Source organism: Algoriphagus sp. (assembly GCF_029254265.1).
Classification (GTDB): domain Bacteria; phylum Bacteroidota; class Bacteroidia; order Cytophagales; family Cyclobacteriaceae; genus Algoriphagus.
Genome location: NZ_JAQWXX010000047.1, coordinates 135,445 through 160,181 on the forward strand (window position 1 = coordinate 135,445; position 24,737 = coordinate 160,181).

The window sequence follows — 24,737 nt, forward strand, 5'->3', positions numbered from 1 at the left end:
ATGGCATATCTGACTTTAAGTAAACACAAACTCAGGCAGAATTTCCTTTTCCTCAAAAATCTCTTTGAGGAAAAAGACATTTCTTGGGGTGTAGTTTCCAAGATTTTTTGTGGGAATCGATTATTTCTAACTGAATTGATAAATCTTGGAGTTACAGAAATCCATGATAGTCGGATCAGTAATCTGGCTATGATCAAGATGATCAAGCCAGAAATCCAAACGGTCTACATTAAGCCGGTTTCCAGAAGAAACGTTGGTAAAATGGTTCAGTTTGCAGATGTGAGTCTAAATAGCGAATTGAAAACCATCGAATGGATTAGTGAAGAGGCTGTGCTTCAAGGTAAAAAGCATAAAATCATCATTATGGTTGAGACCGGCGATCTTCGAGAAGGAGTGATGGGGGATCAGTTGTTAGATTTTTATGCGCGGGTTTTTGAGCTGCCAAATATTGAAATTATTGGTCTTGGTACCAATCTCAACTGTTTGAATGGTGTAATGCCCTCAACTGACAAGTTGATTCAGCTGAGCCTCTACAAACAAATTATCGAATTAAAGTTTAACAAATCTATTCCTTGGGTATCTGCGGGAACTTCGGTGACAATTCCTTTAATGCTAACTCATCAGTTACCCGCCGGCGTAAATCACTTTAGAGTAGGGGAGACTCTATATTTTGGGGTGAATTTAGTTGAAGAGTCCATCATAGAAGGAATGCATGGAGACGTATTTGAGTTGAACGTGGAAATCGTCGAAATGCAGGAAAAGCCACTTCTTCCAACAGGAGTATTGGCATCGACCCCTCAAGGTGAAGTAAAGGAAATTGATGAGAAATTAATGGGAAAAAGTTCGTTCAGAGCTATAGTAGATGTAGGCATTTTAGATGTTGATCCTAAATACTTAATCGCTAAGGATAAAAATATTGAGATTTTGGGAGCGAGTTCGGATATGATTATCATTAATCTTGGACAAAATCCTGAAGGTTATAAAGTTGGAGATGTATTAAGTTTTGATATGAAATACATGGGTGCCTTAAGTCTCTTGAATTCAGATTACGTAGACAAAAAAATAGTCGATTAAATAAAAACAGCTTCCTGTAATCAGGAAGCTGTTTTTTTAGGGTTTCATCGAATTGATCCAATCGCGAATTAAAGCAACTCCTTCTTTATGGATCGTTGTTCTTCCAAGTTCCGGCATAGCAACTCCCACCTGATTAGAGTTCATCCGATGGGTCATGATTGATTCATCTGCATTTCCAGGCGCAACATCAAATTTGAATTTTCCCGCACCAATTCCTGCGGCAACAGGCGTTTTGTTCACACCTAGCTTCATAGGATCTGTCTGGTCATAGGTCAGGAAAAGACCGGAAGTACTCGCTGGGCCTTCTGCGCTGTGGCAGTGAGCACAATTAATGTCTAAGTATGCCATGGCCCGATCATTTAGCGGAAGAGTAGAATCTTCGTAATTGATCATGGCAGGATGATCACTTTTTTCCTCAAATCCTTCCAGTTTATCTAGTGAAGTCCAATGCGTCAGTTGATTTATTTTCCCTGAACCAAAATCCAGATCATTGTTCAGGTGTTTTACTTTTACCCCAATCGGAGCCATTTCCTCAGACTTATTGTGGCAGGTTTTGCATTGATTTTTATTTGGAATGAGGTAATTGATCACTTGATCTTTTCCAGAATAATCTACAAATCTCACCTCGGTCTGCCCACCGACCACCTTCAGTACTGCGTCTGTTTGGCTTTCGTTCCAGATATAAGGAAAAGCTTCCCATCCTTTTGAGGAGTTTACCATCAATCTTGTTTCAATAATTCGTCTATCACCGTCTGGGTCTCTAAAATCGATAGGGTAATAGAAGTTTTTGATGATTACCGTTCCTTCAGGAAACTCCAATTCATTTGCTACTAGTTGTGCTTTTTCCCCTTCCGGGAAAAAGATAAACCTGGTTTTCAAAGCATAATCCGTAAAGAGGGAGGACGCAGGCTGGTACAAAAGTACATTTGGAGCAGGCTGAAGTTGGTTTAGTTGCCCCTTGAAAAAGCCATAGCTGGAGAGCCGCTTGTATGGATACATCCCGTCAGCCTCTTCTTCTGCTAATTTTTCTGTAGAGGAGTTCAGTTCTTCGGTTTGTTTTTGGCAGGCAAAAACAACAAGAGAAAAACCTAGAATCAAATTAAACACCCAAACTAAACTAGTTTTCTGCATTACATTTTGGCTAGTTGACTGATGTCTGTAAGCACTTCTACCTTACAGTTTTGGAAGGGTTCAGATTCTTTAAATGCTTCGATATTTTCGTCTCCGTCCATTAAAAAGAATCTTGAGAAGTATAATTCATTCATGGTCGGTTCCGAAATACAAATCCGCATTGGATTAGTTTCTATGGTTTCGCTCACCGAAGTATCCCAAATTCCATCATATATAATGTCTTGAGTCGAAGCTTTTCCATGAGCATTGTAAATACTGACTAATTGGCCAAGTTCTCTTGTCAAATCAGGAAATCCTTCACTTCTATCATATTGGTTGTCATGGAGATAGATGTCAGTCGTATAGGGTGACCAGTTAGGAGCTTCGTCTGGAAAACCTGTAATCTGATAGGAAGCAATTGCGACTCCAAATGTCTTGTTCTTCAGGATTCGGTTATTGAATATTTCAACTTCTTTGGCTGCCAATAAAACGATTCCCGATCCTGGAGGAATCATAGTTACCGTATTTCCATTTGGACCTTCGCCGATAGCTGTAGCGAAATTTTCATGATTGTTTTCTATCACATCATTGTCATAGATTCGGGTAAGTTTTCCATCCGACTTTGGAAGGCCAGGAAGGTTGAAAACCAAGATACCTCCTGCATTGTCTCTGGCGATATTTTTGAAGACTTCGGCGTTGTCACAGTTTTCAATTTCGATTCCAGCTACATTGCCAAAGGCTAAAGAATTTTTTACTACAATATTTTCCGATTGTCCCACGTAGATTCCGGCATCTCTCGAGTGAGAGGCGATTACTTCATCTATCATCACGTTTTTGCACTGTACGGGATAGATTGCGTAGGTTCCGTTTTTTGATTTGTCTCCATTTGTCCAGGTTACATTTATTCTTCGAAATGTAATCCCGTCTGTATGTTGTGCTTTTACTCCATCTCCGGGAGCATCTTCTATCGTAAGATCTTGAATAACAATATTTTTACCCACGATCTTCACGCCTTCTCCACCTGTCTGTAATCCTTTGAAGGAAAGAAAGGTCTGATCCATTCCGGCTCCTTTGATTGTGACATTGGATTTATTATCAAGAATAAGCTGGGTATTTAATTCGTAGAAACCGGCAGGAATTTCAATTAACCCGCCATCTTCAACCATAATAAAATCCTCTACAACTTTTTCTACCTCTTCTGCTGAAACTCTGGTGATATTTGAGGAATCAAAAGTTTGTTCATTTGAGCTACTACTACAAGCTGATCCAAATAGGAGAAGAATAAAGAAAGGAAGAAAATTAAATTTGCTCATAAGTGGGCTTGAGATGTTTAATGTTTCAAAATTAAGGCTTCCCACAGTGAATGCCCTTGACTAAAGTCAAATAATTAGATTTTGGCTCTGGTTCGGCTCAGTGTCTCGATCGTCATATCCAAATAGGAGGCAATGTGACCTACTGATGCTTTCTGAATTACCTTTGGTCGATTTTGCATTAATTCCAGATACCTTTCTTTGGCTGTTTTGAACTTTGAAAAAATCTGATGCTCTTCTAATACGATGTAATACTTCTCTAAAATCATCCGATATGCCCGCTCAAGTTCCGGAAAATCAGCAAAACATTCCTGGAGAGCATTATGGGAGATTTTTAGGATTTTGCTTTTTTCCAGTGTTTCTATTTTTTCATAAGAAGGCTTACCTGTAATGAAGGAATGCATAGCAGCGACAAATTCTCCATCCAAGGTAAAAGAAACGGTAATGTCTCGGTTTTCTCGGGTGTAATAACTGCGTGCAGATCCTTCCAAAAAGTAGTAAAGATGATCTGCCAGTTGACCTTCTGTCACGATCAATTGCCCCTTTTCGACCTCCATTAGTGTCATTCTATTTGCAAAGGCCTGTTTGGCCTGGTCGGAGATTCCTTGGTACTTATCGAAAGCATCAAACAGGTTTTCCATTTTTCGGTTTTAAAAATTCAAGCCTTTTATACTTTTATCAAAAAGCTTCTGTTAGTTTTAACCACTTAATTTAAAAATAACTCATTCAAGATTATTCTTTTCCTCAAAAAAAGTGATCGAGATATTTCTTAATTAACTTGTTTCATTAAAATCCCGCAATTTCAAAATTTGCTTATTTATGAAAAAAACACTTATTCTACTTCTCTACATTTGTTTAATTGGGACGGCTCAAGCACAATTTGGGATCCGTGCAGGCCTTAGCTCAGCTAATTTCTCCGACACAAATTTTAATGCAAAACTTGGGTTTCATGCAGGAGGATATTATCACTTTGATGCAGGTTTTTTATCTATAGAGCCAGGGCTCCAATATGCCCAGAAAGGCTATGAGGGAAATGAAGCCGCAACCGGTGCCGTTATTTCAGAGCAGTTAAGCTATTTGGATGTTCCAGTTTTATTTCGCTTAAATTTCCTTCCCTTTTTAAATGTTTTTGCAGGACCCCAAGCTTCTGTTTTACTTTCCAGAAATTACGAGCTGGCAGGAAATGTCAGTAGTTCAACAGATGTAGTTCGTGGGTATGATCTTGGTGGGGTAGTAGGGATAGGTGTAGGATTTCCCCTTGGGCTCAATGCTCAATTGAGCTATGATTTAGGTTTAACTAGTTTAAATTACTTTGATACTGATGTCAAAAACAGAGTCCTTAAAATATCACTTGGATATGATTTTTGATCTTCAATATTAAATCCTTAAAACCCGATCTTTTGGTCGGGTTTTATTTTTTTAGGCGATCTGGATTCTCTTGAATAAAAGATTTCCAACCTTCGTTTCTTCCCCGACTCTGCACTCTTCCATCGTGAAAGTGATGGCACAGTGCAACTGCTAATGCATCTGTGGCATCAAGCATTTTGGGAAGTTCGGTAAGATTAAAAAGTGTCTGAAGCATAGCGGCTACCTGCTCCTTTGATGCATTTCCATTTCCTGTAACAGATTGCTTCACTTTTTTCGGAGAGTATTCTGTTATAGGGATATCTCGAGCAAGAGCAGCAGCCATTGCAACACCTTGAGCACGACCCAACTTGAGCATTGATTGGATATTTACTCCATAAAAAGGGGCTTCCAATGCAACAGAGTCTGGCAAAAACTCATCAATAATCCCGGTAATTCGCTCAAAGATTTTCTTCAGCTTGAGCTCATGAGTTTCATATTTTTTGAGGTGAATCACCCCATACTGGAGCAATTTGTATTTTTTCCCCTCAGTCAAAATTATGCCATAACCCATGACTGTGGTGCCGGGGTCAATCCCCAATATGATTTTTTCCTTTGCTTCTTTTTTTGGTTCTTTACTCACCCGCGCAAGTTAGCCCAAAAGATGCTAAATTTTTACCTGATCTGGTCTTTCAGTTATGCCCTTTTACTTTGGCTGATCAGCCGAACATGGAAAGCCGATCATCCCAAATTTTCCGGAAACCAGATTGATATCGCTGTTTCATTACTCATTCCCATCCGAAATGAACTTGAAAATCTTCCTGATTTGGTCAAAGAAATTCATCGTCTTTCTAAACTTAAAATAGAGATTATCTTAATCGATGACCAAAGTGAGGATTTGTCTTTGGATTTTTTAAAACATAATCTTTCAGAGAAACCCAATATCAAAATTTTAAAAAGTCCAGGAATTGGAAAAAAAGCAGCTATAGAATTTGGAGTCAAGAATTGTGTGGGAGAAATTATTCTCTGTTCAGATGCGGACTGTAGCTTTTCATCCGATTGGGTAGAGAATATGTTGAGGCCTTTTTCGAACCCAAAGATACAGCTAGTTGCAGGTCCTGTTATGTCAATGGGAAGGATTACGTTTTTTCAGCGATTTCAACAAATAGAGTGGTCGAGCATTTTATTAATGAGTAATTATTTTTTCCACTCTGGAAAACCAATCATGTGCAGCGCGGCAAATCTTGCCTACCGGAAATCCGCATTTCAGGAAGTGAATGGTTTTGAAGGAAATAAATCCTTTCTTTCTGGCGATGATGAGTTTCTTTTGAAGAAAATTACAAATCGCTTTTCAAGTGAAAGCTGTGTTTACCTGAGTAATCCTGAAGTTTTAGTCCAAACAAAAGCTATAAAGGACTGGTCAAGCTTGATTAATCAACGAATCAGATGGGCAGGTAAATGGAAAGCACACAACTCTTTATTTCATGGTCTTGCCGCCCTCATTCCTTTTTTTATTCAAATCATCTGGTTGCTTTCCTTTTTTATTTTGATTCCGATACAAAATGGTCCAGTCGTGCTCTTGATTTGTTGGGCGGTTAAAATTTTAGCAGAAAAGTGGTTCCTTGGAAAAGTTCTTGATACCTATTCGATTACTTCAAAATGGAGTGATGCTCTATTTACAGGAATTATTCATCCAATCTTTGTCCTTTGGACAGTATTTGGGGTCATTCGAGGAAAATTCACCTGGAAAGGAAGGGACAAAGTGAGAAGTGTTATTTTAGCTGATAAAATAGAGCAATGAGCGAAAACGAATTTGATTTAATGGATGAACTTTATTTCGTCCAACCTTTCCAATATTTGAAAGAGACTTTAGGGTGGGAAGATGAGTTGATACTTTCTACACTGCAGTCACTGCATAAAAGCGGTTATATAAAATGCCTTAAATCTCCGGATGATGAAATTTTTGAAAGTGTGAATTTGGCTCTGGATGGAAGAAACTTTTATTATCTGGCTACCAAAAATGGGCTGATGGCTCACAATACTCTATAGAAGTGCAAACAGAAAAAAACAAATATCTGCGCAAAGAACTTGAGTTAAAAGCCCTACTCGAGATCACTCAGGCGATTAATGAAAATCAGCCTGAGAGCGTATTGTTGAATATATTCAAATTCACGTGTTTGGTCCATCTGAATATCAAATCGATGATACTTTATGTGTCTAAAGACGGAGCATTTGAAAATAAAATTTCACATGGTGTCAAGGGGAATATTCCCAGTCTGATTCCCGAAGGACAAGTATTAGATGAAAAGTCAACAGGCGAGCTCAAGCTTAAATTGGGGAGTGAATACTCTTTTAGTGAGCTGGAAACTTACCTGCCTGTTTATCATAAAAAGCAGATGTTGGCAATTTTATTTCTTCGGAGAAAGGATCCGTCTTTTGATCTGGATTTGGATTTTACCGAAGCGATCACCAATATTTTGGTCGTAGCTCTCGAGAATAAGCGTTTTGCGCGGAAGCAATTAGAGCAAGAAGTGTTGAATAGGGAAGTGGCTATTGCTTCTCAGGTGCAGCAAATGCTTTTTCCCTCCAACCTTCCTAAAACAAAAGCACTAAAAGCAAAAGTTACTTACATCCCACATAGCTTAGTAGGAGGAGATTATTATGACTTGATTCAAAAAAACTCAGATGAAGTTTATTTCTGCATTGCGGATGTTTCTGGAAAGGGGATTTCTGCGGCTTTACTGATGTCAAATTTTCAAGCTACCCTCCGTACGCTTCTCAGAAGTGATGCTGATTTGGAGACAGTAGTTAATCAGTTGAATTTTACATTATTTGAAAATACCAAAGGAGAGCGCTTTATAACTTTCTTTTTGGGCTATTATAATCGAAGAACTAAAACACTCGAATACATCAATGCTGGCCATAATCCTCCTTTATTATGTTGGGAGAATGACCGAAGAAGTGAGACACTTGATGCTGGGACGACCATATTGGGTGCTTTTGAGTCACTTCCATTCATGGAAATTGGAAGAAGGGAAAATCTGGAGCAATTCACCATTCATCTCTATACTGACGGGCTTACTGAGGCCATGAATAAAGATGAAGAAGAGTATGGTGAGGAGCGATTTGAAGATTTTGTAAATTCTCATATCTGTGTAGATCCGATTGATTTTCACCGTGATTTCATGAAAGAAATGAAATTGTTTTCTGATGGAATTCCCCTCAAAGATGATTTGACATTATTGAGTTTGAGATTCAATTGACATGTTTTTCCATAGAATCCCAGCGATAGTCCAAAGACTTTATCCAAATCGAACTTGGAATAATAAAGATGCGGAAGGTAAAGTCTACCTGACTTTTGATGATGGACCGGTTCCGGGCGTGACAGAATTTGTTCTTGATCAACTCGCTAAACGTGGAATGAAAGCGACCTTTTTTATGGTAGGCGATAACGTCCGAAAATATCCGGCATTGGCGAGAGAGGTAATCTCAGCTGGTCATCAATTTGGAAATCATACTTATCACCACTTGAAGGGTTGGGATACTAACTTGGAGCATTATTTTGCTGATGTTCAAAAATGCGAGGCAATTTTCGAGCAAGTAATGGGTAAGAAATCAACTTTGTTTCGTCCCCCATATGGATTGATGACTGGCCCTCAAATGAGGAAAGTTTCCCAAAGTCATAAAATAATCATGTGGAATGTGCTTTCCGGTGATTATGATCCAACTCTCAAATCTGATAAAATCTTGGAAAACATAAAGAAATTGACTGATTCAGGGGCAATCATACTTTTTCATGATCAGAAAAAAACCGCTGAAGTTTTACCAAAATTGCTTCCTCAATATTTGGATTTTGTCCAGCAAAAAGGCTTTGAAACAGCACAGCTATGATCATCGCTTTATCAGTATCTGTTGGAATTCTATTGATTTTCCAATTTGTATTTATCCTTACACGGGTAATTTATTTTTGGAAAAATAATCAATCTGATTTGCCATCAGATTTCCCTTTTGTTTCCGTTTTAATCGCTGCCCGAAACGAGGAAACCCAACTGCCACAGCTCTTTGAATCTCTTGAGAAACTAGACTATTCGGATGAAAAAATAATGTTTTTGTTTGCGAATGACCAGAGCACGGATAGGACTGAAAAGCTTCTGGAAGATTGGTGCGGGAAAAAAAGCAATCGGAAATTCATCACAATTTCCGATTCTGAGATCAGGAAATATCATCCAAATGGGAAAGCAAATGCTTTGGCGATTCTAGGAGATTATGCCAAAGGTGATTTTTTATTTTTCACCGATGCAGACTGCGAAGTCAACCCAAATTGGATTAAGGCGGGCGTAGCTGCATTTGGTCCAAAAATTGGTTTGGTTATCGGGATTACTCAAGTTTCAGGAAGAGATTTTTTTGGAAGATTTCAAACATTGGACTGGTTGAATACATTAGGTCTGGTTAAAGTAGCTTCTGACTTAGGCCTTCGGACCACTGGTTTGGGAAACAATATGGTGATTGAGAAATCGGCTTACATCAAATCTGGAGGATTCAAGAATTTGCCAGATACACTTACAGAGGATTTAGAAATTTCCAAATCTATTGCAAACTCGGGATTTAAAATTTCGCATCAAATCAGTTCTGGGATGTTAACAAAGACCAAGCAGGAAGACTCCATCAAATCATTGCTTCAACAGCGGAAACGATGGTTTAGCGGAGTGATTACCCTGCCGTTTTTCTGGTTGATTTTGCTTTCATTGCAATTTTTTTATTTACCTGCGGTATTAGTTCTTGTGGTTCATAATATACTTTTTGGTGTAGGAGTTTTTCTGGTTAAAACCTTTCTTCAAGGAGTTTTTCTAGGGGAGGTTGCATCTAGAGCAGGAATGAAATTGAAGTGGAACTATTTGATTGGATTTGATTTTTACTTCTTTTTAATAAATGCCCTAACGATTCTTTATTACTTTTGGCCTTCAAAAATCCGCTGGAAATCCAGAGACTATTCATGAATTTAATTGATACCCACGCACATATTTACTCTTCTAAGTTTGATTCTGATCGGGACGAGGTGATTCAGGAAATCCAAGACTCAGGAATTGAGCGGATTTACATGCCTAATGTCGATGTAGAAACAATCGATGCAATGCTGGCTTGTGAAGCTAAATATCCAGGCTTATGTATTCCAATGATGGGGCTTCATCCTTGTGATGTAAAGGAAGATTTTGGAGCCCAACTAAGAATCATGAAAGATTGGTTGGACAAAAGACCTTTTGCAGCAGTGGGAGAAATTGGACTGGATTTGTATTGGGATAAGACTTTTTTTGAGCAGCAAAAAGAAGCCCTGAAGATTCAGATCGAATGGGCTAAGGAAAAACAACTCCCGATCGTTTTGCATTGTAGAGAATCCATGGATGAGACGATTGAGATCGTGAAGGAAAATCATGATGGGACTTTGAGAGGTATTTTCCATTGTTTTAATGGGAATGTTTCCCAAGCTAAGGAAATCATCGAGATGGGATTTCTTCTCGGGATTGGCGGAGTGGCAACCTATAAAAATGGCGGGTTGGATCAGGTTATTCCTGATATAGGACTGGATCATTTGGTTTTGGAGACAGATGCTCCATATTTGGCGCCAGTTCCCTTTAGAGGGAAAAGGAATTCTCCTGCCTATTTGCCTTATATCGCAGAGAAAATTGGTGACTATTTACAAGTTTCTAAAGAAATTGTAGCATTGAAAACCAAAGAGAATGCATTGAATCTATTTAAAGAGTTCAGCTTATGAATTATAAAATAGTAAGATTAAACACTTCCCTCAGGACGAGTAAAACATCTTCCGTCCTTATTATCTATACCGGCGGTACCTTGGGAATGGCCTACGATGATTCAGGAGCTTTGGTCCCTTTCAACTTTGGACAGATTCTGGAGAAGATTCCGATTCTTTCCAATATGAATATTGCCATTACGGTGATTTCATTTCCCGAACCCATTGATTCTTCCAATGTTTCTATGAAGCATTGGAGTGACATGGCATATATTATTTATGAAAATTACGACAGTTACGACGGGTTTGTAGTTTTACATGGTACCGATACGATGGCATATTCTGCGTCGATGCTCAGTTATATGCTACAGGGGCTCAATAAACCTGTGATCTTTACCGGAGCGCAACTTCCGATTTCAGCTATGCGGTCTGATGCTAGGGAGAATCTGATGACTTCTTTGGAAATTGCCACGGCTAAGATTAATGATGAGCCGATCGTCCCAGAAGTATGTATTTTCTTCAATCATATGCTTTTGCGTGGCAATCGAGCTAAAAAAGTTCAAAGTGTTCACTTTGATGCTTTTGAATCTGAAAATTATCCGCCATTAGCCGAATCTGGAATCGTAATTGATTACCATACGGCAGCGATTCGCCCTTTGGAATCAAACAAGAAACTTGTCAACCGAAGTAAATTGGACAATAATGTGATGGTTCTAAAGCTTTTCCCAGGAATCACGGATAAGATTATGGATGCCTGCTTCGCCATCGAAGGGTTGAAAGGAGTGGTTTTAGAGACCTATGGCTCTGGAAATAGTCCAAGCGAAAAGTGGTTTATGCAATCGCTGGAAAGAGCAATCAAAAAAGGAATAATTATCCTGAATGTATCTCAATGTAATGGTGGTCGTGTGATTCAAGGTCGATACGAAACCAGTAAAGAACTATTGAATGTAGGGGTAATTAGCGGTGCAGATATGACTACTGAGGCTGCGATCACAAAACTGATGTTCTTGTTTGGGCAAGAAAAAACTTTAGAGGATGTAAAGTCTAAACTGATGATTCCATTAGCTGGAGAGATTACTGCTTAAGGTTTTCCGGCTATTTTCGGGGAAAGTTTGGAAAGGGGGGTAATAATATTTTTCTTTGCACTCCAATTCAGCGACTTCATCTAATTATTTATACAGAGAGGTGTCCGAGTGGTTGAAGGAGCACGCCTGGAAAGTGTGTATACCCGTGAGGGTATCGAGGGTTCGAATCCCTTCCTCTCTGCAGAAGCCAATTTCAGAAATGAGATTGGCTTTTTTATTTCACTTTTAAGAGCACCAATACATACTTTTCTTGTTTAAGCTTTTCTCTGTTTTTTGCAAAGAAGTCATGAATATTCCCCTCCGAAATCTCTACCTGCTGATCATTAAAAGTCTCCACATAATCATTGAAGAATTGTCTGGAGTCGATTTGATAAACGATTTGAGTCTTGGTTTGGGTCCAGGTTCTCATTTTTATTGGACTTCCATCAATATCATTCTCTAATTCGTCTATGATAGCATTGGGAATAAACTCTTTGTCTAAAAAAATCCAATAACTCTTTTTGGGTGAATGACTGACTGTTAAGAAAAACTTCTTATCAAAGGCAAAGAAACTATTAATGGAACGAATGATTGGGTTATTTTTCAGGTATTCTTGCGCCTCTCTAGGTTTTTCTATAAAGTTTAATCGTAATTCTTCAGGATAATTGTGGCGCCCAAAATCAAAATTGATCGTGTTCAAATAGAATCCAGAGCTATCAAATTCTTGAACAGCATACGAGTACCATTCCTTAAAATAAATTTTTCCTGTTGAAGCATCCTTAATAAAACCAACTGGAGAGGCAAAGGAGTAGAATCCTTCATGTCCTGGAAGAATAGAGACATATCCTATCGTGTCATTTTTAGAAATTCTGAAAAATGTTTTCTGATCTTTTCCATCACCATCTTGGATATGGCTAATTCTAAATTCTTTACCAAAGTGAAAATCATCAGCAATCGACACTTTTTCTTCTGAAATAGACTCACCATCCATTGTGAACTTGAGTATTGCCAACTTGTGTCTCACATATACATTTAAAATGGAGTCCTGTAGAAAAAGTCCATCTATAAATCTAAACTCACCTGGGCCATCACCGTAATTTTGAATGATTTTCTTAACCTTTCCTTCCCAATCAAAAATAAAAATACTTGCATTTTCTCTGCTTTCCACAAAAAAGCGGTCTTGTGAAAAGGCCATCTTATATGGGGAAACAATAGGCTTTTCATCAGAATAATCCAATAAAACATAATCTAGGCGTTCAAAAAAGTCTGAAAGTTTAGCGGAACTACTCTTCGAAAGGTCTATTTCAACAGTAGTGTTATTTAAAGATTCAGGAGCTTCATTACAGGAGAACAAAATAGGAATACTCAGAAATAATAGAGCTAATAAATGCCAGCGATCTAAAGATAAAATCATTGAATAAACTTAATAACTGTAAAAAAATCTATTGAACGTAGTATTTAATTTGATTTTATCAAAGGTTAAGAATAATTTTTTTTGTCCCAAATACAGCTAAAACCCATGATTGATAGGGCTTTTGGAACTCGATTTTTTGCCATTTAAAAAAAGGTTCAGATTCAGTGAGGTAATTATTTTTGTTTCTGCGAAAAAATAAGAACCTTACCGTCGAATTTGGAGCTCTTAGCCTATTTCAGATTTAATTTAAATTTAGTCCGTTCGTGTAAAAACTCGCTTCATCACGATTTAAATGGATCATTTTTAAAAAAAATCTGTTGAAGGAGATTGTTTTTTGAAATTAAAAAATGATAACTTTAAGACTCGATTTTAGTGTAGAAACCATTTAACCTTTATCTAAAAGTCTATTTAAAATTCAAATTATGAGAAAGTTAATCGCTTTGTTCATGCTTGCAGGAATCCTATTTGTACCTGCTTTCGCTAACGCACAAGAAGCAGCAGCTGATTCAGCAGCTCAAGAAGAAACCACCCCTGTAGTAGAGGAACCTGCTGCATCTCCCGCCATTGTAGACGATGAAATCGTTGCAGAGGAGCAAAGCTTCCACCAAGTAGTTAAAGAGAAATTTATTGAGGGAGATCCTCTTTATATGACTCCGGTACTTATCTGTTTGATTTTAGGTCTTGCAGTTGCCTTGGAAAGAATTATCACTTTAAACCTTTCTACAACCAACACCAAGAAATTGTTGGCTAAAGTTGAGGATGCACTTACTTCCGGCGGTGTTGAAGCTGCAAAAGATGTGACCAAGAACACTAAAGGTCCAGTTGCCTCCATCTTTACTCAAGGATTGATGAGATACTCAGAAGGAATCGAAATGGTAGAGAAATCTATTATTGCTTACGGTTCTGTAGAAATGGGTAGATTGGAAAAGGGTCTAGTTTGGATCTCTCTTTTCATCTCACTTGCCCCAATGTTGGGTTTCATGGGTACTGTAATTGGTATGATTGGTGCTTTCGACTCCATCGAAGCAGCAGGTGATATCTCTCCTTCATTGGTAGCTGGTGGTATTAAAATCGCCCTTTTGACTACTGTTGCAGGTTTGATCGTTGCAATCATTCTTCAGTTGTTCTACAACTATCTTGTATCTAAAATCGATTCTTTGGTGAATGATATGGAAGATGCTTCCATCTCTTTGGTTGACGTTTTGGTAAAGCACAAGTTGACTGGCAAATAAGCCCAACAAACTTGTAAATTTTCAAATTATTCAATTAACATCTAAGAGCTACATTATGGATACTTATGACATCTTATTATACGGAAGCTACTTACTAATTCTAATCGGTGCAATTGTGGCAGTTGTTATGCCTCTAATTAATTCTTTGGATGATCCAAAGAGTTTGCTCAAAACGATTGTTGGTATTGTAGGGATCGTAGTGTTGTTCTTCATCGCTTATTCAATTTCAAGCAATGAAGTACTTCCAAAATTCGAAGCTGATCCTTTCAATTTGACCCCGCAAGGATCTCAAGTAGTAGGGGGAATGCTAATCACTACTTATGTTCTTTCACTTGTTGCTATAGGCAGCATTTTAGTGACTGAGGTAACAAAAGCAATAAAATAATATGGGAGCTAGAAAGAAAAATAGACCAAGTCAAGAGGTCAATGCAGGTTCAATGGCAGATATCGCCTTCTTGCTCCTGATCTTCTTTCTTGTCACTACAACAATCGCTTCGGATAAGGGTATCTTGAATATCTTACCACCGAAACTTGATCCCAAGGTCCCACCTCCTGATATTCAGGTGAATGAGCGGAATATATTTACCATTCTGATCAATGCTAATGATCAACTTCTAGTGGAAGGTGAATATTCAGATACCGAAGGATTAGATTTGCAGGTAAAAGAGTTTATCTTGAATTTTGGAAGTCCTACAGATGAAGAGGCGGTTCAGTTGTTTAATGGTTTGCCTCCTTCATTGAAGGCATTGTCCAAAAGATTGCCTGAATCATCTGACGACCCGGGAGAAGCTGTTGTTTCGATCAAGACGAACAGAGGTACATCCTATGAAACTTACCTTGAAGTGTTTGATTTGGTGAAAAAAGCCTATTTCGACATTTATGCTGCTAGAGTTAATCTAGACACAGATGAATACAGGGCTCTGACTGGAAAGGATGATGCTGAGGTAAGTCTTCAAGACCGAGGAAAAGAAGGAATCCCTATGGCGATTTCAATTGCAGAACCAGATAAACTAGGAGGTAACTAATATGTCAAAGTTTAAGAAAAAGCCCAAGTCCGAACCAGGTATATCTACTGCGTCCCTACCTGATATTGTTTTCATGCTTTTGTTTTTCTTCATGGTAACAACTGTGTTGAGGGAGCAAGAAATATTAGTAGAGCAAAAAATTCCATCAGCAACACAACTTCAGAAACTTCAAAAGAAGACGTTGATATCTTATATTTTCGTTGGAAAGCCTAAGAATACTGCTCTTTTTGGAGTTGAACCGCGAGTGCAAGCTAATGATGCATTACTTGATCCTTCAGGAATTAGACAATGGGTTAATCAGGAAAGGGATATGCTACCAGAAGCAGATCGAGGTTTGATTACTATCTCAATAAAAGCTGATAGAGATGTGAAAATGGGCCCTATCTCTGATGTTCAGTATGAGCTTAGAGAAGCAGATGCTCGTAGAGTGCTCTATGCCGCGATTGGAAAAGTAGTAAAGGACTAATAAGAAATATTATTTATATTCAAAGCTATCCCAGTTAAAGGGATAGCTTTTTTTATTTAAAGCAAATGCAAATAGCTTCCGTTAGAACTAAAAAGGTCCAAAATGCTTGGGCGATGTATGATTGGGCAAACTCGGTATATAGTTTAGTGATAACTTCTACCATTTTCCCTGTCTATTATAACAGTGTCACCAAAGGTATTGATGGTTCTGGGATTGTTGATTTTTTTGGGTTTAAGATGATTAATACTGTTTTATATTCTTATTCAATTTCTTTTTCTTTTCTCATTATAGCTTTGATTTCACCTTTACTGTCCGGAATCGCCGATGCTAGTGGTAAAAAACTTCAGTTTATGAAGTTTTTCGCGTATTTAGGTTCTTTAGCATGTATTGCATTATTCTTTTTTGACGGGAGTAATCTGGAATTTGGGATTATTTGTAGCATCCTTGCTAGTATTGGCTATGCTGGAAGTATTGTGTTTTATAATGCCTATTTGCCAGAAATATCTATCCAAAGTGAATATGATCATCTCAGTGCAAAAGGATTTGCCTTAGGCTATATAGGGAGTGTAATTTTATTGATATTTAATTTGGTAATGATTACGTTTCCAGAATGGTTTGGACTTTCAGATGAAAGTTTTGCTCCTAGATTTTCATTCCTGATTACAGGAATTTGGTGGGCAGGATTTTCGCAGATTCCTTTTCGAATTTTGCCTAAAAATGTTTTTAATAAAAAAATTAAAAAAGAGTTCTTGGCAAAAGGGTATCAGGAAATCAGGAAAGTATTCAATGAAATACGACAGATAAAAGTGATGTCTCGTTTTCTTGCGTCTTTTTTCTTCTATTCGATGGGGGTGCAAACGGTTATGTACCTTGCCGCTACCTTTGGAGACAAGGAGCTTGGACTTCCTGGAGATCAATTAATCATAACAATTCTTATTATTCAAATCGTCGCTATTTTCGGAAGTTTTCTTTTTGCTTTTATATCTGAGAGGCTAGGTAATAAAATAAGTTTAGTAATTATGGTTTTTATATGGACTGGAATCTGTGGTGCCGCTTATTATGTTTATACCGTTTATGAGTTTTTTGCTTTAGCTTTCGTGGTAGGGTTGGTTATGGGAGGAATTCAATCCATTTCTAGATCTACATTTACTAAATTGATTCCAAAGCAAACTACAGATCATGCTTCTTATTTTAGTTTTTATGATGTCACTGAAAAAATTGCTATAGTTTTGGGTACTTTTTCTTATGGCTTTATCGAACAGCTTACAGGAAATATGAGAAATAGTGCTCTTTCTCTTGGCATTTTCTTTTTGGTAGGGTTAGGTTTTTTGTTGTTAGTAAGTATCCCTAAAAAAGGTTTAGAATTTCAAAGTGAATTGTGATGCAAGAAATCTTTTCTGGAAATCAGGTTAAAATTCTTGATGCAGAATATCTGCAACGGACAAGTATGAGTAGTTATCTTTTAATGGAACGTGCTGCTCAATCGTTTGTAGATTGGTTTCTAGAGCAAAAATACGAGAAGAGTTTTATCTTGTATGTAGCAATTGGAAGTGGGAATAATGGAGGGGATGGACTTGCTATAGCCCGACTTTTAAAAGAGAATGGATATGATTTAAAATTAATCATACTATTTGATTCGATTGCTGATTTGAGCAGTGATACCAAGATCAATTTTGATTTAATTTCGAAAGAAATAGATATTTATGATTGGAAGAATTTTTTATTTCAATCCCAAGGAATTCTAATTGATGCATTTCTTGGTGTTGGTTTAAAAGGTAATTTAAGGCAGTCTGCAAAAGAAAGGATTGAATTTCTAAACCGGTTTGAAGGGGAAATAATAAGTGTAGATATGCCGTCCGGTTTATACGCTGATGAATATCGGTCTACTGAGGCAGTTAAGGCCTCAAAAACGGTTACTTTTCAGTTTCCTAAACTAGCCCTTTTGGCACCTGACTATGCTGAGTTTTGTGGGGAATTAGTCGTTTTGGATATTGGAATTACTACAGATGTTGACTCTAAGTTGACTTCGAATAAATATTTTCTTCAAGAAAAAGACTTGATGAGGCTTCATAAAAAGTTTAACCGGTTCAGTTACAAAGGTGACTTTGGGAAATGTTTAATTATTGGAGGAAGTCCAGGGAAAATGGGAGCTTTATTCTTAGCATGCAAAAGTGCTTTGCGTACTGGGGCGGGGCTTGTAACCTGTTATTTAGATGAGTTAGAGCGAACTATAATCCAAGGAAGTGTTCCAGAGGCGATGTGTACTTGGGGTTCTCTTCCGGAATTTGATCAATTTCATGCTCTAGCTATTGGTCCAGGTTGGGGGACAGATAACAGAATTTCTGTATTTGAGAGAGTGTTAAAATCAAGCAAACATCCACTTGTTTTGGATGCGGATGCATTGAATTTATTGGCTCAAAAACCCTCTTTAATTAAATTCTTGCCAAAAAACTCAATTCTCACCCCTCATTTAGGGGAGTTTAAAAGATTAGTAGGTGATTCAACCAACTACTTTGAGCGGATAAAACTAGCTAGAGATTTCGCCATAAATAATGCTTTGATTTTAGTTTTGAAGGGTGCTAACACGGTCATAAGTCTACCAGATGGAAGACAAATATTTAACTCCTCCGGAACACATTACATGGCGACAGCCGGGGCCGGAGACGTGTTGACTGGGATGATCGTAGCTTTCCTTGGAATGGGATATCTTCCTGAGAATGCTGCCTTATGTGCTGTATATCATCATGGATTGGCTGGAGAAATTGCTTCCAAAACCAAGCGAAGAGGATTGATCGCATCAGATATTATCGATAAGATCCCAGAAACATACTTGCGCTTAAATATTTCCTGAATTCTTATGTCTATACAAACTATCTGTATTCGGTGGGGTTTTTGGACTAGTTATTTTTCAATATGAAGGAAGAAAAGCTTTTACTCTGGACCCTTGCGGCCATCAACTTTATCCACATTGTAGATTTTATGATTCTGATGCCATTAGGCCCTCAGCTCATGAGGATCTTTGATATTTCTCCCAGAGAATTTGGGTTATTGGTTTCTTCCTATACCTTCAGTGCTGGGATTTCAAGTTTCTTTGGAGCCTTCTTTCTGGATCGATTTGATCGGAAAAAGATTTTGCTTTGGGTTTATGTAGGATTCGCAATTTCAACTTTTGGCTGCGCACTTTCACCTACCTATCCAATATTACTTTCTGCAAGAGTTCTTTCAGGTCTTTTTGGAGGACTTACTTCAGCTCTTATCCTAGCTATTATTGGAGATGTGATTCCAGACACAAGGAGGGGTAGAGCAATGGGTTTAGTAATGGCGGCATTTTCGGTAGCTTCAGTTTTGGGAGTTCCTATGGGATTGTTCCTTGCAAGTTTATCTGATTGGCATATGCCTTTCTACATATTAACAGGATTGTCTATTTTAAGCCTTGGGATGATAATCCGATACGTTCCTAATATAACTGAACATCTAAAAAATGATATTGTAAGACCAAATCCGATGGTCGTAATCAGACGAGTAACTGGGAATCAAAATCAAATGCGTGCGATTACTCTTTCGGTAATGATGATGTTTGGGCAATTTATGATCATCCCTTTTTTAAGTCCCTATACCGTTGCAAACGTGGGGTTCTCTGAAATGCAGCTTACCTACATTTATATGGCAGGTGGGGCTTTTACGATCTTTACTTCCCCCTGGGTGGGTAAGCTTTCAGACAAGTATGGTAAGCTTCGGATTTTCACCATATTCATGATTTTGAATGTGATCCCAATTGCTATTATTACTAATCTGGGCGTAACTCCAATTCCGTTTGTTCTAATGGTTTCCACTATGTTTTTTGTGACTTCAAATGGAAGATATGTTCCTGCTGCTGCGATTATTACTGGTACATCCAAGCCAGAAAACAGAGGTAGCTTCTTGAGTTTCAATTCGGCTATTCAGCAGTTGGCCACTGGCGTAGCTTCGTTGATCGCTGGGATTATTATTGGAGAGAATGCGGCTGGGGAATTGACTAATTTTAACGTTGTTGGTTACATAGCTATTGGATTTAGCTTGCTTTGTATTCCTATAGCGCGAAGAGTAGAAATCGTGAGCTAAACCCAAAATATGCAATAGATATTCTGTTTCACTCTCCATTATGAACCTTATTGCATAATTCAGGCGAAAAAAAATCCCCAACTTTTCAGCTGGGGATCTTTCTTTAAAACTCTGCGTTGCCCGGTGTCCTTGGGAATGCGATGACGTCTCTGATATTCCCCATTCCAGTAACAAATTGGACCATTCGCTCGAAGCCTAGCCCAAATCCTGCATGAGGTGTAGCTCCAAATCTCCTAGTATCTAAATACCACCACATTTCTTCTTGTGGAATATTCATTTCCTCCATACGCTTGGTCAATACATCGAGTCTTTCCTCGCGTTGAGATCCTCCGACAATTTCACCGATTCCAGGGAAAAGGATATCCATGGCTGCAACGGTTTTTCCATCTTCATTTTGGCGCATGTAGAAGGATTTTATCTCTTTTGGATAGTCAGTAAGAATAACTGGTTTTTTGAAGTGCTTCTCTACCAAGAATCGCTCATGCTCAGATTGTAAATCTGCCCCCCAAGAATCGATTAGGTACTGGAATTTCTTTTTCTTGTTAGGATTTGAATTTCTCAAAATATCGATCGCTTCAGTATAGGTTATTCTCACGAAATCATTTTCTGAAACAAATTTCAATTTTTCTATCAAAGACAATTCGGAGCGCTGATCTGCAGGTTTATTTTTCTCCTCTTCCACCAATCTATTTTCTAGGAATAGTAGATCATCCTGACAGTTTTCTAAAGCGTAATTAATGACATATTTCAAGAAATCTTCAGCTAGATCCGCATTGTCCTCCGCATCATAAAAAGCCATCTCTGGTTCAATCATCCAAAATTCTGCAAGATGCCTTGTGGTATTGGAGTTTTCTGCACGGAAAGTAGGGCCAAAAGTATAAATCTCAGCAAGAGCCATAGCAGCAAGTTCACCTTCTAACTGGCCTGATACAGTCAATTTAGTCTCTCTTTCGAAGAAATCTTGTTTAAAGTCGATTTTGCCCTCTGTGTTTTTAGGGGGATTCATTAGATCAAGTGTTGTCACTTTGAAAGTTTCCCCAGCACCTTCAGCATCTGAAGCCGTTATAATTGGCGTGTGAATGTAGAAGAATCCTTTATCGTTGAAATATTTGTTGACAGCAAAAGCCAAAGCATGCCTAACCCTAAAAACTGCACTAAAGGTACTTGTGCGCATCCTTAAGTGAGCAATTTCCCGAAGAAATTCAAGTGAATGCTTTTTTGGTTGAAGGGGATATTTCTCTGGGTCCGCTTCACCAAGCACCTCAATTGATGCTGCATTCAACTCTGAACTTTGTCCTGAGCCTTGAGAAGCAACCACTTTTCCTTTTATTTTTAGGCAGGCACCAGTGCTACATTTTTTTAATATTTCTTCTGAAATTACAGTTGGATCTGCGACAATTTGGTAGTTGGTGATCGTCGAGCCATCATTAAGTGCGATAAATGAAACGTTTTTATTCCCTCTCTTAGTTCTTACCCAACCCATTAAAGTGACCTCTGAGTCAATAGGGGCCTGTTCGAGGATATTTTTGATTTTTATACGTTTGTTGAATGCCATGTGGTGATTTTTTTGCGGAAGTGGAATCTCCGATGTTTTTTTGTGGATTGCAAAAAAACGATTAAATCAGCTTTTTATCAAAAAATTGATCGTTTTTCCTAACTTTGAATTATTGGCTTTTTCACTTGGAAAAGCCTTTTTTGAACCCAAATAGCAGGTTTAATCCAATTCTGAATGCAAAAGCTAAATCTTAGCCAATCACTTTCTCAAAAGCTTTCCCCACAGCAAATCCAATTTATCAAATTGTTACAGGTGCCGACGGCTGAGCTCGATACTCGAATCGAAGAAGAACTCGAGATTAATCCTGCTTTGGAAGAAGGCAAAAGCGAAGATTCTGATAATTCTGAGGATGAATTTGATGATAATTCCGAAGAGGATTTTTCTTCAGATGACCGTGATGTAAATATCGATGATTACTTAGATGATGAATATGGTGGGTACAAAATGCAAGGAGATGGGAATTACAGTCCTGATGATGAGGATCGTGAAATCCCAATTTCTAGCCAGTCATCTTTGCATGAGCAACTATTGTCACAACTCAGTTTTTTAAGATTAGATGAGCGGCAGCGAATTATTGGAAGACAACTTATAGGCAGTATCGAAAATGATGGCTATATCCGAAGAGACTTGGAGGCCATTATTAATGACTTAGCATTCAGTCAAAATATTGAAACGGATTTTGATGAAGTAGAAGAGATCCTGAGGAAAGTCCAAAACTTTGATCCTGCTGGAATAGCCGCCCGGAATTTACAAGAATGTCTAATTATTCAATTGGAGCGAAAAGAGCACCCTGATGATCCCACTGTGCAGCATGCGCTGATGATAATTCAAGACTGCTTTGATGAGTTTACAAAAAAACACTATTCCAAGATTCAGAAGAAATGCGATCTCTCAGAAGAGGAAATTAAAGAGGCAGTGAATTTAATTACAAAATTAAATCCAAAACCTGGAGGAGTAGCAGAAGGGCTGGTAAGAACACAATACGTAATTCCTGATTTCATATTGAATCAAGTAGGTGGAAAGTTTGAGATAAGTCTCAACTCCAAAAATGCACCAGAGCTTCGGATTTCCCGCTCATATTCAGAGATGTTTGATGCGTATGATAAGAGTGACAAAAAAGATAAAAAGCTTAAAGAAACGGTTACTTTCGTTAAGCAAAAACTAGACGCTGCTAAATGGTTTATTGATGCGATTAAGCAGCGTCAAAACACTCTCCTTCGAACTATGGAGGCTATTCTGAAGTATCAAAAAGAATTTTTTATCGATGGTGATGAGACAAACCTTAGACCTATGATCTTGAAGGATATTGCTGAAAGGATCGATATGGATATCTCTACAGTATCTAGAGTGGCCAATAGTAAATCAATTCAAACAGAATTTGGAGTTTATCCTTTGAAATACTTTTTCTCTGAAGGGATTGCTACAGATAGCGGAGAGGATGTCAGTAATAGAGAAGTAAAATCCGTCTTGCAAACTATGGTAAATGAGGAAGATAAGAAACGGCCACTTTCAGACGATAAGTTGGTCAAAATGTTAAATAAAAGAGGGTATAATATTGCAAGGAGGACTGTGGCGAAATATCGAGAGCAACTTCAGATCCCAGTAGCAAGGCTAAGAAAAGAACTGTAGTGCAGCGAATACTTTCTTTATTTATCTCAGTTGTCTTTCAACCTCTAATTATCCCAACTTTGGTATTTGGGTTAATCTTTTTTGTGGTACCTGAATCCACCAGTTTGCCTTTGGAGTTTAAGACTAGAATCTTTTACCTGATTGTACTTTCTACTTTTGCAATACCGATGATTACTATTTTCGGCTTAAGGCTAAGCGGGACATTGAAAAGTCTTCATATGGAAACTATTCAAGATCGAGTCATTCCATTTTCCATCACGTCAGCTTATTACTTGCTAACTCTCTATTTTTTGTACGATAAGTCTGAGCTTGACCCTATTCTTTGGCAGGTGCTCGGAATCATTACTTCCACAGTCTTGGTGTTGACTTTAGTGACGTTTTTCTGGAAAATGTCTGCCCATATGACTGGGATGGGAGGGCTTTTAGCAGTGGTTTTGGTACTGGGATTCAAGTTCCCAACATTTGAAGTCCTTTATCCATTATTGCTTACAATTATGCTGACTGGTGTAGTTGGAAGTTCGAGGATGTATTTATCAGCGCATCGGCCGGTAGAAGTTTATGTTGGGTTAATCTTTGGATTTTTGGTTTGCTTTTTAGGATTTTCGTATTTGTGGGCATAAAAAAACCGGACTTAAGATCCGGTTTAAAAGTTGATTCATTACGAATTAGAAAACATTTATTGCAATTCCAAAATTGATCTGACTTGCTTGATTTGCAAAAGGACCTTTGCCACTTTGAAATAAATCATTTAATCCAAAATATGACCAAGCATAAAAACCAGGAGACCCTGCTTTAACACTAATTCCGTATCGGAATTTTTCAAAACCATAATTTTGAGAATCTTTCACTTGTCGCTTGAGTCCTGTAGAATCTTCGTACCTAATTTTTGTATGTGAATTATATAAATATCCGATTTTAGCACCTACACTGAATCTGAATCCCTGTGAATAATTAGGTTTGTTCAAGTGATAGGTAAAATCAATTGGGAGATCAAAGTAATTCGCGGCCACCACATTCTTGTTGATCCGAATATTATCACCAAAAACATCAGTTATTAGAAGTAATTCGCTTGATTCTGGACCTAAATCCTCATTCATAAATAAGTTTTGGTCATCATTGAATGCGTATTTGTCTGTGCCAACACCAACACCTATGTCCATAGTCATTCCTGATCCTTTTCCTAAAATCTCAATAGGATAAGAGTAATAGACATTGAAAGTACGTGAGGCAAAGAAATTCACACCCATTTCAGCTGGTCGATTATTCAACTGAGAAAAACCAAATTCAAATTTCAAATCACTTGGGATATTAGGTCGACCACCAATCGGGTTTTTTGGTTTTTTTTCGGTCTCTTGCGCAAAAGCTCCTTGAAAAAGGGTTAAGGCAAGTAAGAAGGAGAATATTTTTTTCATCAAATAGTTACTTTTTCGGCATTGGATGCGGGCAAAAATAGGAAATCCCTAATGATTTACCCCTCTTTTGATCTTAATTATTCTAAAGGCAGCTGAATTATCTTTAAGTTTTTCTGGTTTTAATTGCAGTATGATATTTGGAAAAAAAAGATTTCCAAGTACCTTTGCATTCCAATATGGCTTCGTAGCTCAACTGAATAGAGCACCTGATTACGGCTCAGGAGGTTTCAAGTTTGAATCTTGACGAGGTCA

25 protein-coding genes and 2 tRNA genes are annotated in these 24,737 nt (G+C 38.0%); 20 read left to right on the top strand and 7 right to left on the bottom strand.

Annotated elements, in window-relative coordinates:
- Window positions 1-1,074 carry an alanine/ornithine racemase family PLP-dependent enzyme gene (locus P8O16_RS06750; RefSeq protein ID WP_300312354.1) on the top strand — a complete coding sequence of 358 codons (1,074 nt, stop codon included), beginning with the start codon at window positions 1-3 and terminating at the stop codon, window positions 1,072-1,074.
- Between the two features lie 36 nt (window positions 1,075-1,110).
- Here P8O16_RS06750 and P8O16_RS06755 read toward each other — a convergent pair whose 3' ends face one another.
- The 3 genes from P8O16_RS06755 to P8O16_RS06765 form a co-directional block, all read right to left on the bottom strand.
- Window positions 1,111-2,205 carry an SO2930 family diheme c-type cytochrome gene (locus P8O16_RS06755; protein ID WP_300312357.1) on the bottom strand — a complete coding sequence of 365 codons (1,095 nt, stop codon included), beginning with the start codon at window positions 2,203-2,205 and terminating at the stop codon, window positions 1,111-1,113.
- Window positions 2,205-3,497 carry a parallel beta-helix domain-containing protein gene (locus P8O16_RS06760; RefSeq protein ID WP_300312360.1) on the bottom strand — a complete coding sequence of 431 codons (1,293 nt, stop codon included), beginning with the start codon at window positions 3,495-3,497 and terminating at the stop codon, window positions 2,205-2,207. Before P8O16_RS06760 ends, P8O16_RS06755 begins: the two co-directional genes overlap by 1 nt.
- Before the next feature lie 74 nt (window positions 3,498-3,571).
- Window positions 3,572-4,135: a Crp/Fnr family transcriptional regulator gene (locus P8O16_RS06765; protein ID WP_300312362.1), complete on the bottom strand. Its 564-nt coding sequence runs from the start codon at window positions 4,133-4,135 to the stop codon at window positions 3,572-3,574.
- 178 nt (window positions 4,136-4,313) lie between these two features.
- Between P8O16_RS06765 and P8O16_RS06770 the strand changes: the two genes are divergently transcribed.
- Window positions 4,314-4,862 carry an outer membrane beta-barrel protein gene (locus P8O16_RS06770; protein ID WP_300312365.1) on the top strand — a complete coding sequence of 183 codons (549 nt, stop codon included), beginning with the start codon at window positions 4,314-4,316 and terminating at the stop codon, window positions 4,860-4,862.
- Between the two features lie 43 nt (window positions 4,863-4,905).
- On the opposite strand, the gene ruvC is transcribed toward P8O16_RS06770, so the two are convergent.
- Complete coding sequence (gene ruvC, locus P8O16_RS06775) at window positions 4,906-5,481, bottom strand: crossover junction endodeoxyribonuclease RuvC (RefSeq protein ID WP_075350524.1); 576 nt, start codon at window positions 5,479-5,481, stop codon at window positions 4,906-4,908.
- A gap of 21 nt (window positions 5,482-5,502) precedes the next feature.
- On the opposite strand from ruvC, the gene P8O16_RS06780 reads away from it, so the two are divergent.
- From P8O16_RS06780 to P8O16_RS06815, 8 genes are all read left to right on the top strand, one after another.
- The gene (locus tag P8O16_RS06780; protein WP_300312371.1) at window positions 5,503-6,639 is read left to right on the top strand and encodes a glycosyltransferase; all 1,137 of its coding nucleotides are present in this window, start codon (window positions 5,503-5,505) and stop codon (window positions 6,637-6,639) included.
- On the top strand, window positions 6,636-6,887 hold the full coding sequence (locus P8O16_RS06785; RefSeq protein ID WP_300312374.1) for a hypothetical protein: 252 nt from the start codon (window positions 6,636-6,638) through the stop codon (window positions 6,885-6,887). The genes P8O16_RS06780 and P8O16_RS06785 overlap by 4 nt, the downstream gene beginning before the upstream one ends.
- Before the next feature lie 2 nt (window positions 6,888-6,889).
- The gene (locus P8O16_RS06790) at window positions 6,890-8,101 is read left to right on the top strand and encodes a PP2C family protein-serine/threonine phosphatase (protein WP_300312376.1); all 1,212 of its coding nucleotides are present in this window, start codon (window positions 6,890-6,892) and stop codon (window positions 8,099-8,101) included.
- Between the two features lies 1 nt (window position 8,102).
- On the top strand, window positions 8,103-8,729 hold the full coding sequence (locus P8O16_RS06795; protein ID WP_300312379.1) for a polysaccharide deacetylase family protein: 627 nt from the start codon (window positions 8,103-8,105) through the stop codon (window positions 8,727-8,729).
- Window positions 8,726-9,835, top strand: a complete 1,110-nt coding sequence (locus tag P8O16_RS06800) for a glycosyltransferase (protein WP_300312382.1) — start codon at window positions 8,726-8,728, stop codon at window positions 9,833-9,835. The genes P8O16_RS06795 and P8O16_RS06800 overlap by 4 nt, the downstream gene beginning before the upstream one ends.
- On the top strand, window positions 9,832-10,608 hold the full coding sequence (locus P8O16_RS06805; protein ID WP_300312384.1) for a TatD family hydrolase: 777 nt from the start codon (window positions 9,832-9,834) through the stop codon (window positions 10,606-10,608). Before P8O16_RS06800 ends, P8O16_RS06805 begins: the two co-directional genes overlap by 4 nt.
- Window positions 10,605-11,672, top strand: coding sequence for an asparaginase (locus tag P8O16_RS06810; RefSeq protein ID WP_300312387.1), 1,068 nt, complete (start codon window positions 10,605-10,607; stop codon window positions 11,670-11,672). The genes P8O16_RS06805 and P8O16_RS06810 overlap by 4 nt, the downstream gene beginning before the upstream one ends.
- Window positions 11,673-11,766: 94 nt before the next feature.
- Window positions 11,767-11,853: transfer RNA gene (locus P8O16_RS06815), tRNA-Ser, on the top strand.
- A 33-nt stretch (window positions 11,854-11,886) separates the two neighbouring features.
- Here P8O16_RS06815 and P8O16_RS06820 read toward each other — a convergent pair.
- Entirely contained in the window at window positions 11,887-13,065 is a 1,179-nt protein-coding gene (locus tag P8O16_RS06820; protein WP_300312389.1) for a 6-bladed beta-propeller, read from the bottom strand.
- A 422-nt stretch (window positions 13,066-13,487) separates the two neighbouring features.
- Here P8O16_RS06820 and P8O16_RS06825 point away from each other — a divergent pair, with 422 nt between their 5' ends.
- From P8O16_RS06825 to P8O16_RS06855, 7 genes are all read left to right on the top strand, one after another.
- Entirely contained in the window at window positions 13,488-14,297 is an 810-nt protein-coding gene (locus P8O16_RS06825; protein ID WP_300312392.1) for a MotA/TolQ/ExbB proton channel family protein, read from the top strand.
- Between the two features lie 55 nt (window positions 14,298-14,352).
- Window positions 14,353-14,682, top strand: coding sequence for a hypothetical protein (locus P8O16_RS06830; protein ID WP_300312395.1), 330 nt, complete (start codon window positions 14,353-14,355; stop codon window positions 14,680-14,682).
- Between the two features lies 1 nt (window position 14,683).
- On the top strand, window positions 14,684-15,322 hold the full coding sequence (locus P8O16_RS06835) for a biopolymer transporter ExbD (RefSeq protein WP_300312398.1): 639 nt from the start codon (window positions 14,684-14,686) through the stop codon (window positions 15,320-15,322).
- Window position 15,323: 1 nt separating this feature from the next.
- A complete protein-coding gene (locus P8O16_RS06840) occupies window positions 15,324-15,788 on the top strand; it encodes a biopolymer transporter ExbD (protein ID WP_300312401.1) in 465 nt (154 codons plus the stop codon).
- 65 nt (window positions 15,789-15,853) lie between these two features.
- Window positions 15,854-17,170, top strand: a complete 1,317-nt coding sequence (locus P8O16_RS06845) for an MFS transporter (RefSeq protein WP_300312403.1) — start codon at window positions 15,854-15,856, stop codon at window positions 17,168-17,170.
- Window positions 17,170-18,639 carry an NAD(P)H-hydrate dehydratase gene (locus tag P8O16_RS06850; RefSeq protein ID WP_300312404.1) on the top strand — a complete coding sequence of 490 codons (1,470 nt, stop codon included), beginning with the start codon at window positions 17,170-17,172 and terminating at the stop codon, window positions 18,637-18,639. Before P8O16_RS06845 ends, P8O16_RS06850 begins: the two co-directional genes overlap by 1 nt.
- Window positions 18,640-18,701: 62 nt before the next feature.
- Window positions 18,702-19,889: an MFS transporter gene (locus P8O16_RS06855; protein WP_300312406.1), complete on the top strand. Its 1,188-nt coding sequence runs from the start codon at window positions 18,702-18,704 to the stop codon at window positions 19,887-19,889.
- Between the two features lie 103 nt (window positions 19,890-19,992).
- On the opposite strand, the gene asnS is transcribed toward P8O16_RS06855, so the two are convergent.
- The gene (gene asnS / locus P8O16_RS06860; protein WP_300312408.1) at window positions 19,993-21,444 is read right to left on the bottom strand and encodes an asparagine--tRNA ligase; all 1,452 of its coding nucleotides are present in this window, start codon (window positions 21,442-21,444) and stop codon (window positions 19,993-19,995) included.
- Window positions 21,445-21,618: 174 nt separating this feature from the next.
- Between asnS and rpoN the strand changes: the two genes are divergently transcribed.
- Entirely contained in the window at window positions 21,619-23,073 is a 1,455-nt protein-coding gene (gene rpoN / locus P8O16_RS06865; protein ID WP_300312410.1) for an RNA polymerase factor sigma-54, read from the top strand.
- Complete coding sequence (locus tag P8O16_RS06870; protein WP_300312412.1) at window positions 23,073-23,693, top strand: PA-phosphatase; 621 nt, start codon at window positions 23,073-23,075, stop codon at window positions 23,691-23,693. Before rpoN ends, P8O16_RS06870 begins: the two co-directional genes overlap by 1 nt.
- A gap of 45 nt (window positions 23,694-23,738) precedes the next feature.
- Here the strand turns inward: P8O16_RS06870 and P8O16_RS06875 are convergent, their stop codons facing one another.
- On the bottom strand, window positions 23,739-24,485 hold the full coding sequence (locus P8O16_RS06875; protein WP_300312414.1) for a porin family protein: 747 nt from the start codon (window positions 24,483-24,485) through the stop codon (window positions 23,739-23,741).
- Between the two features lie 178 nt (window positions 24,486-24,663).
- On the opposite strand from P8O16_RS06875, the gene P8O16_RS06880 reads away from it, so the two are divergent.
- Window positions 24,664-24,737, top strand: a tRNA-Arg gene (locus P8O16_RS06880).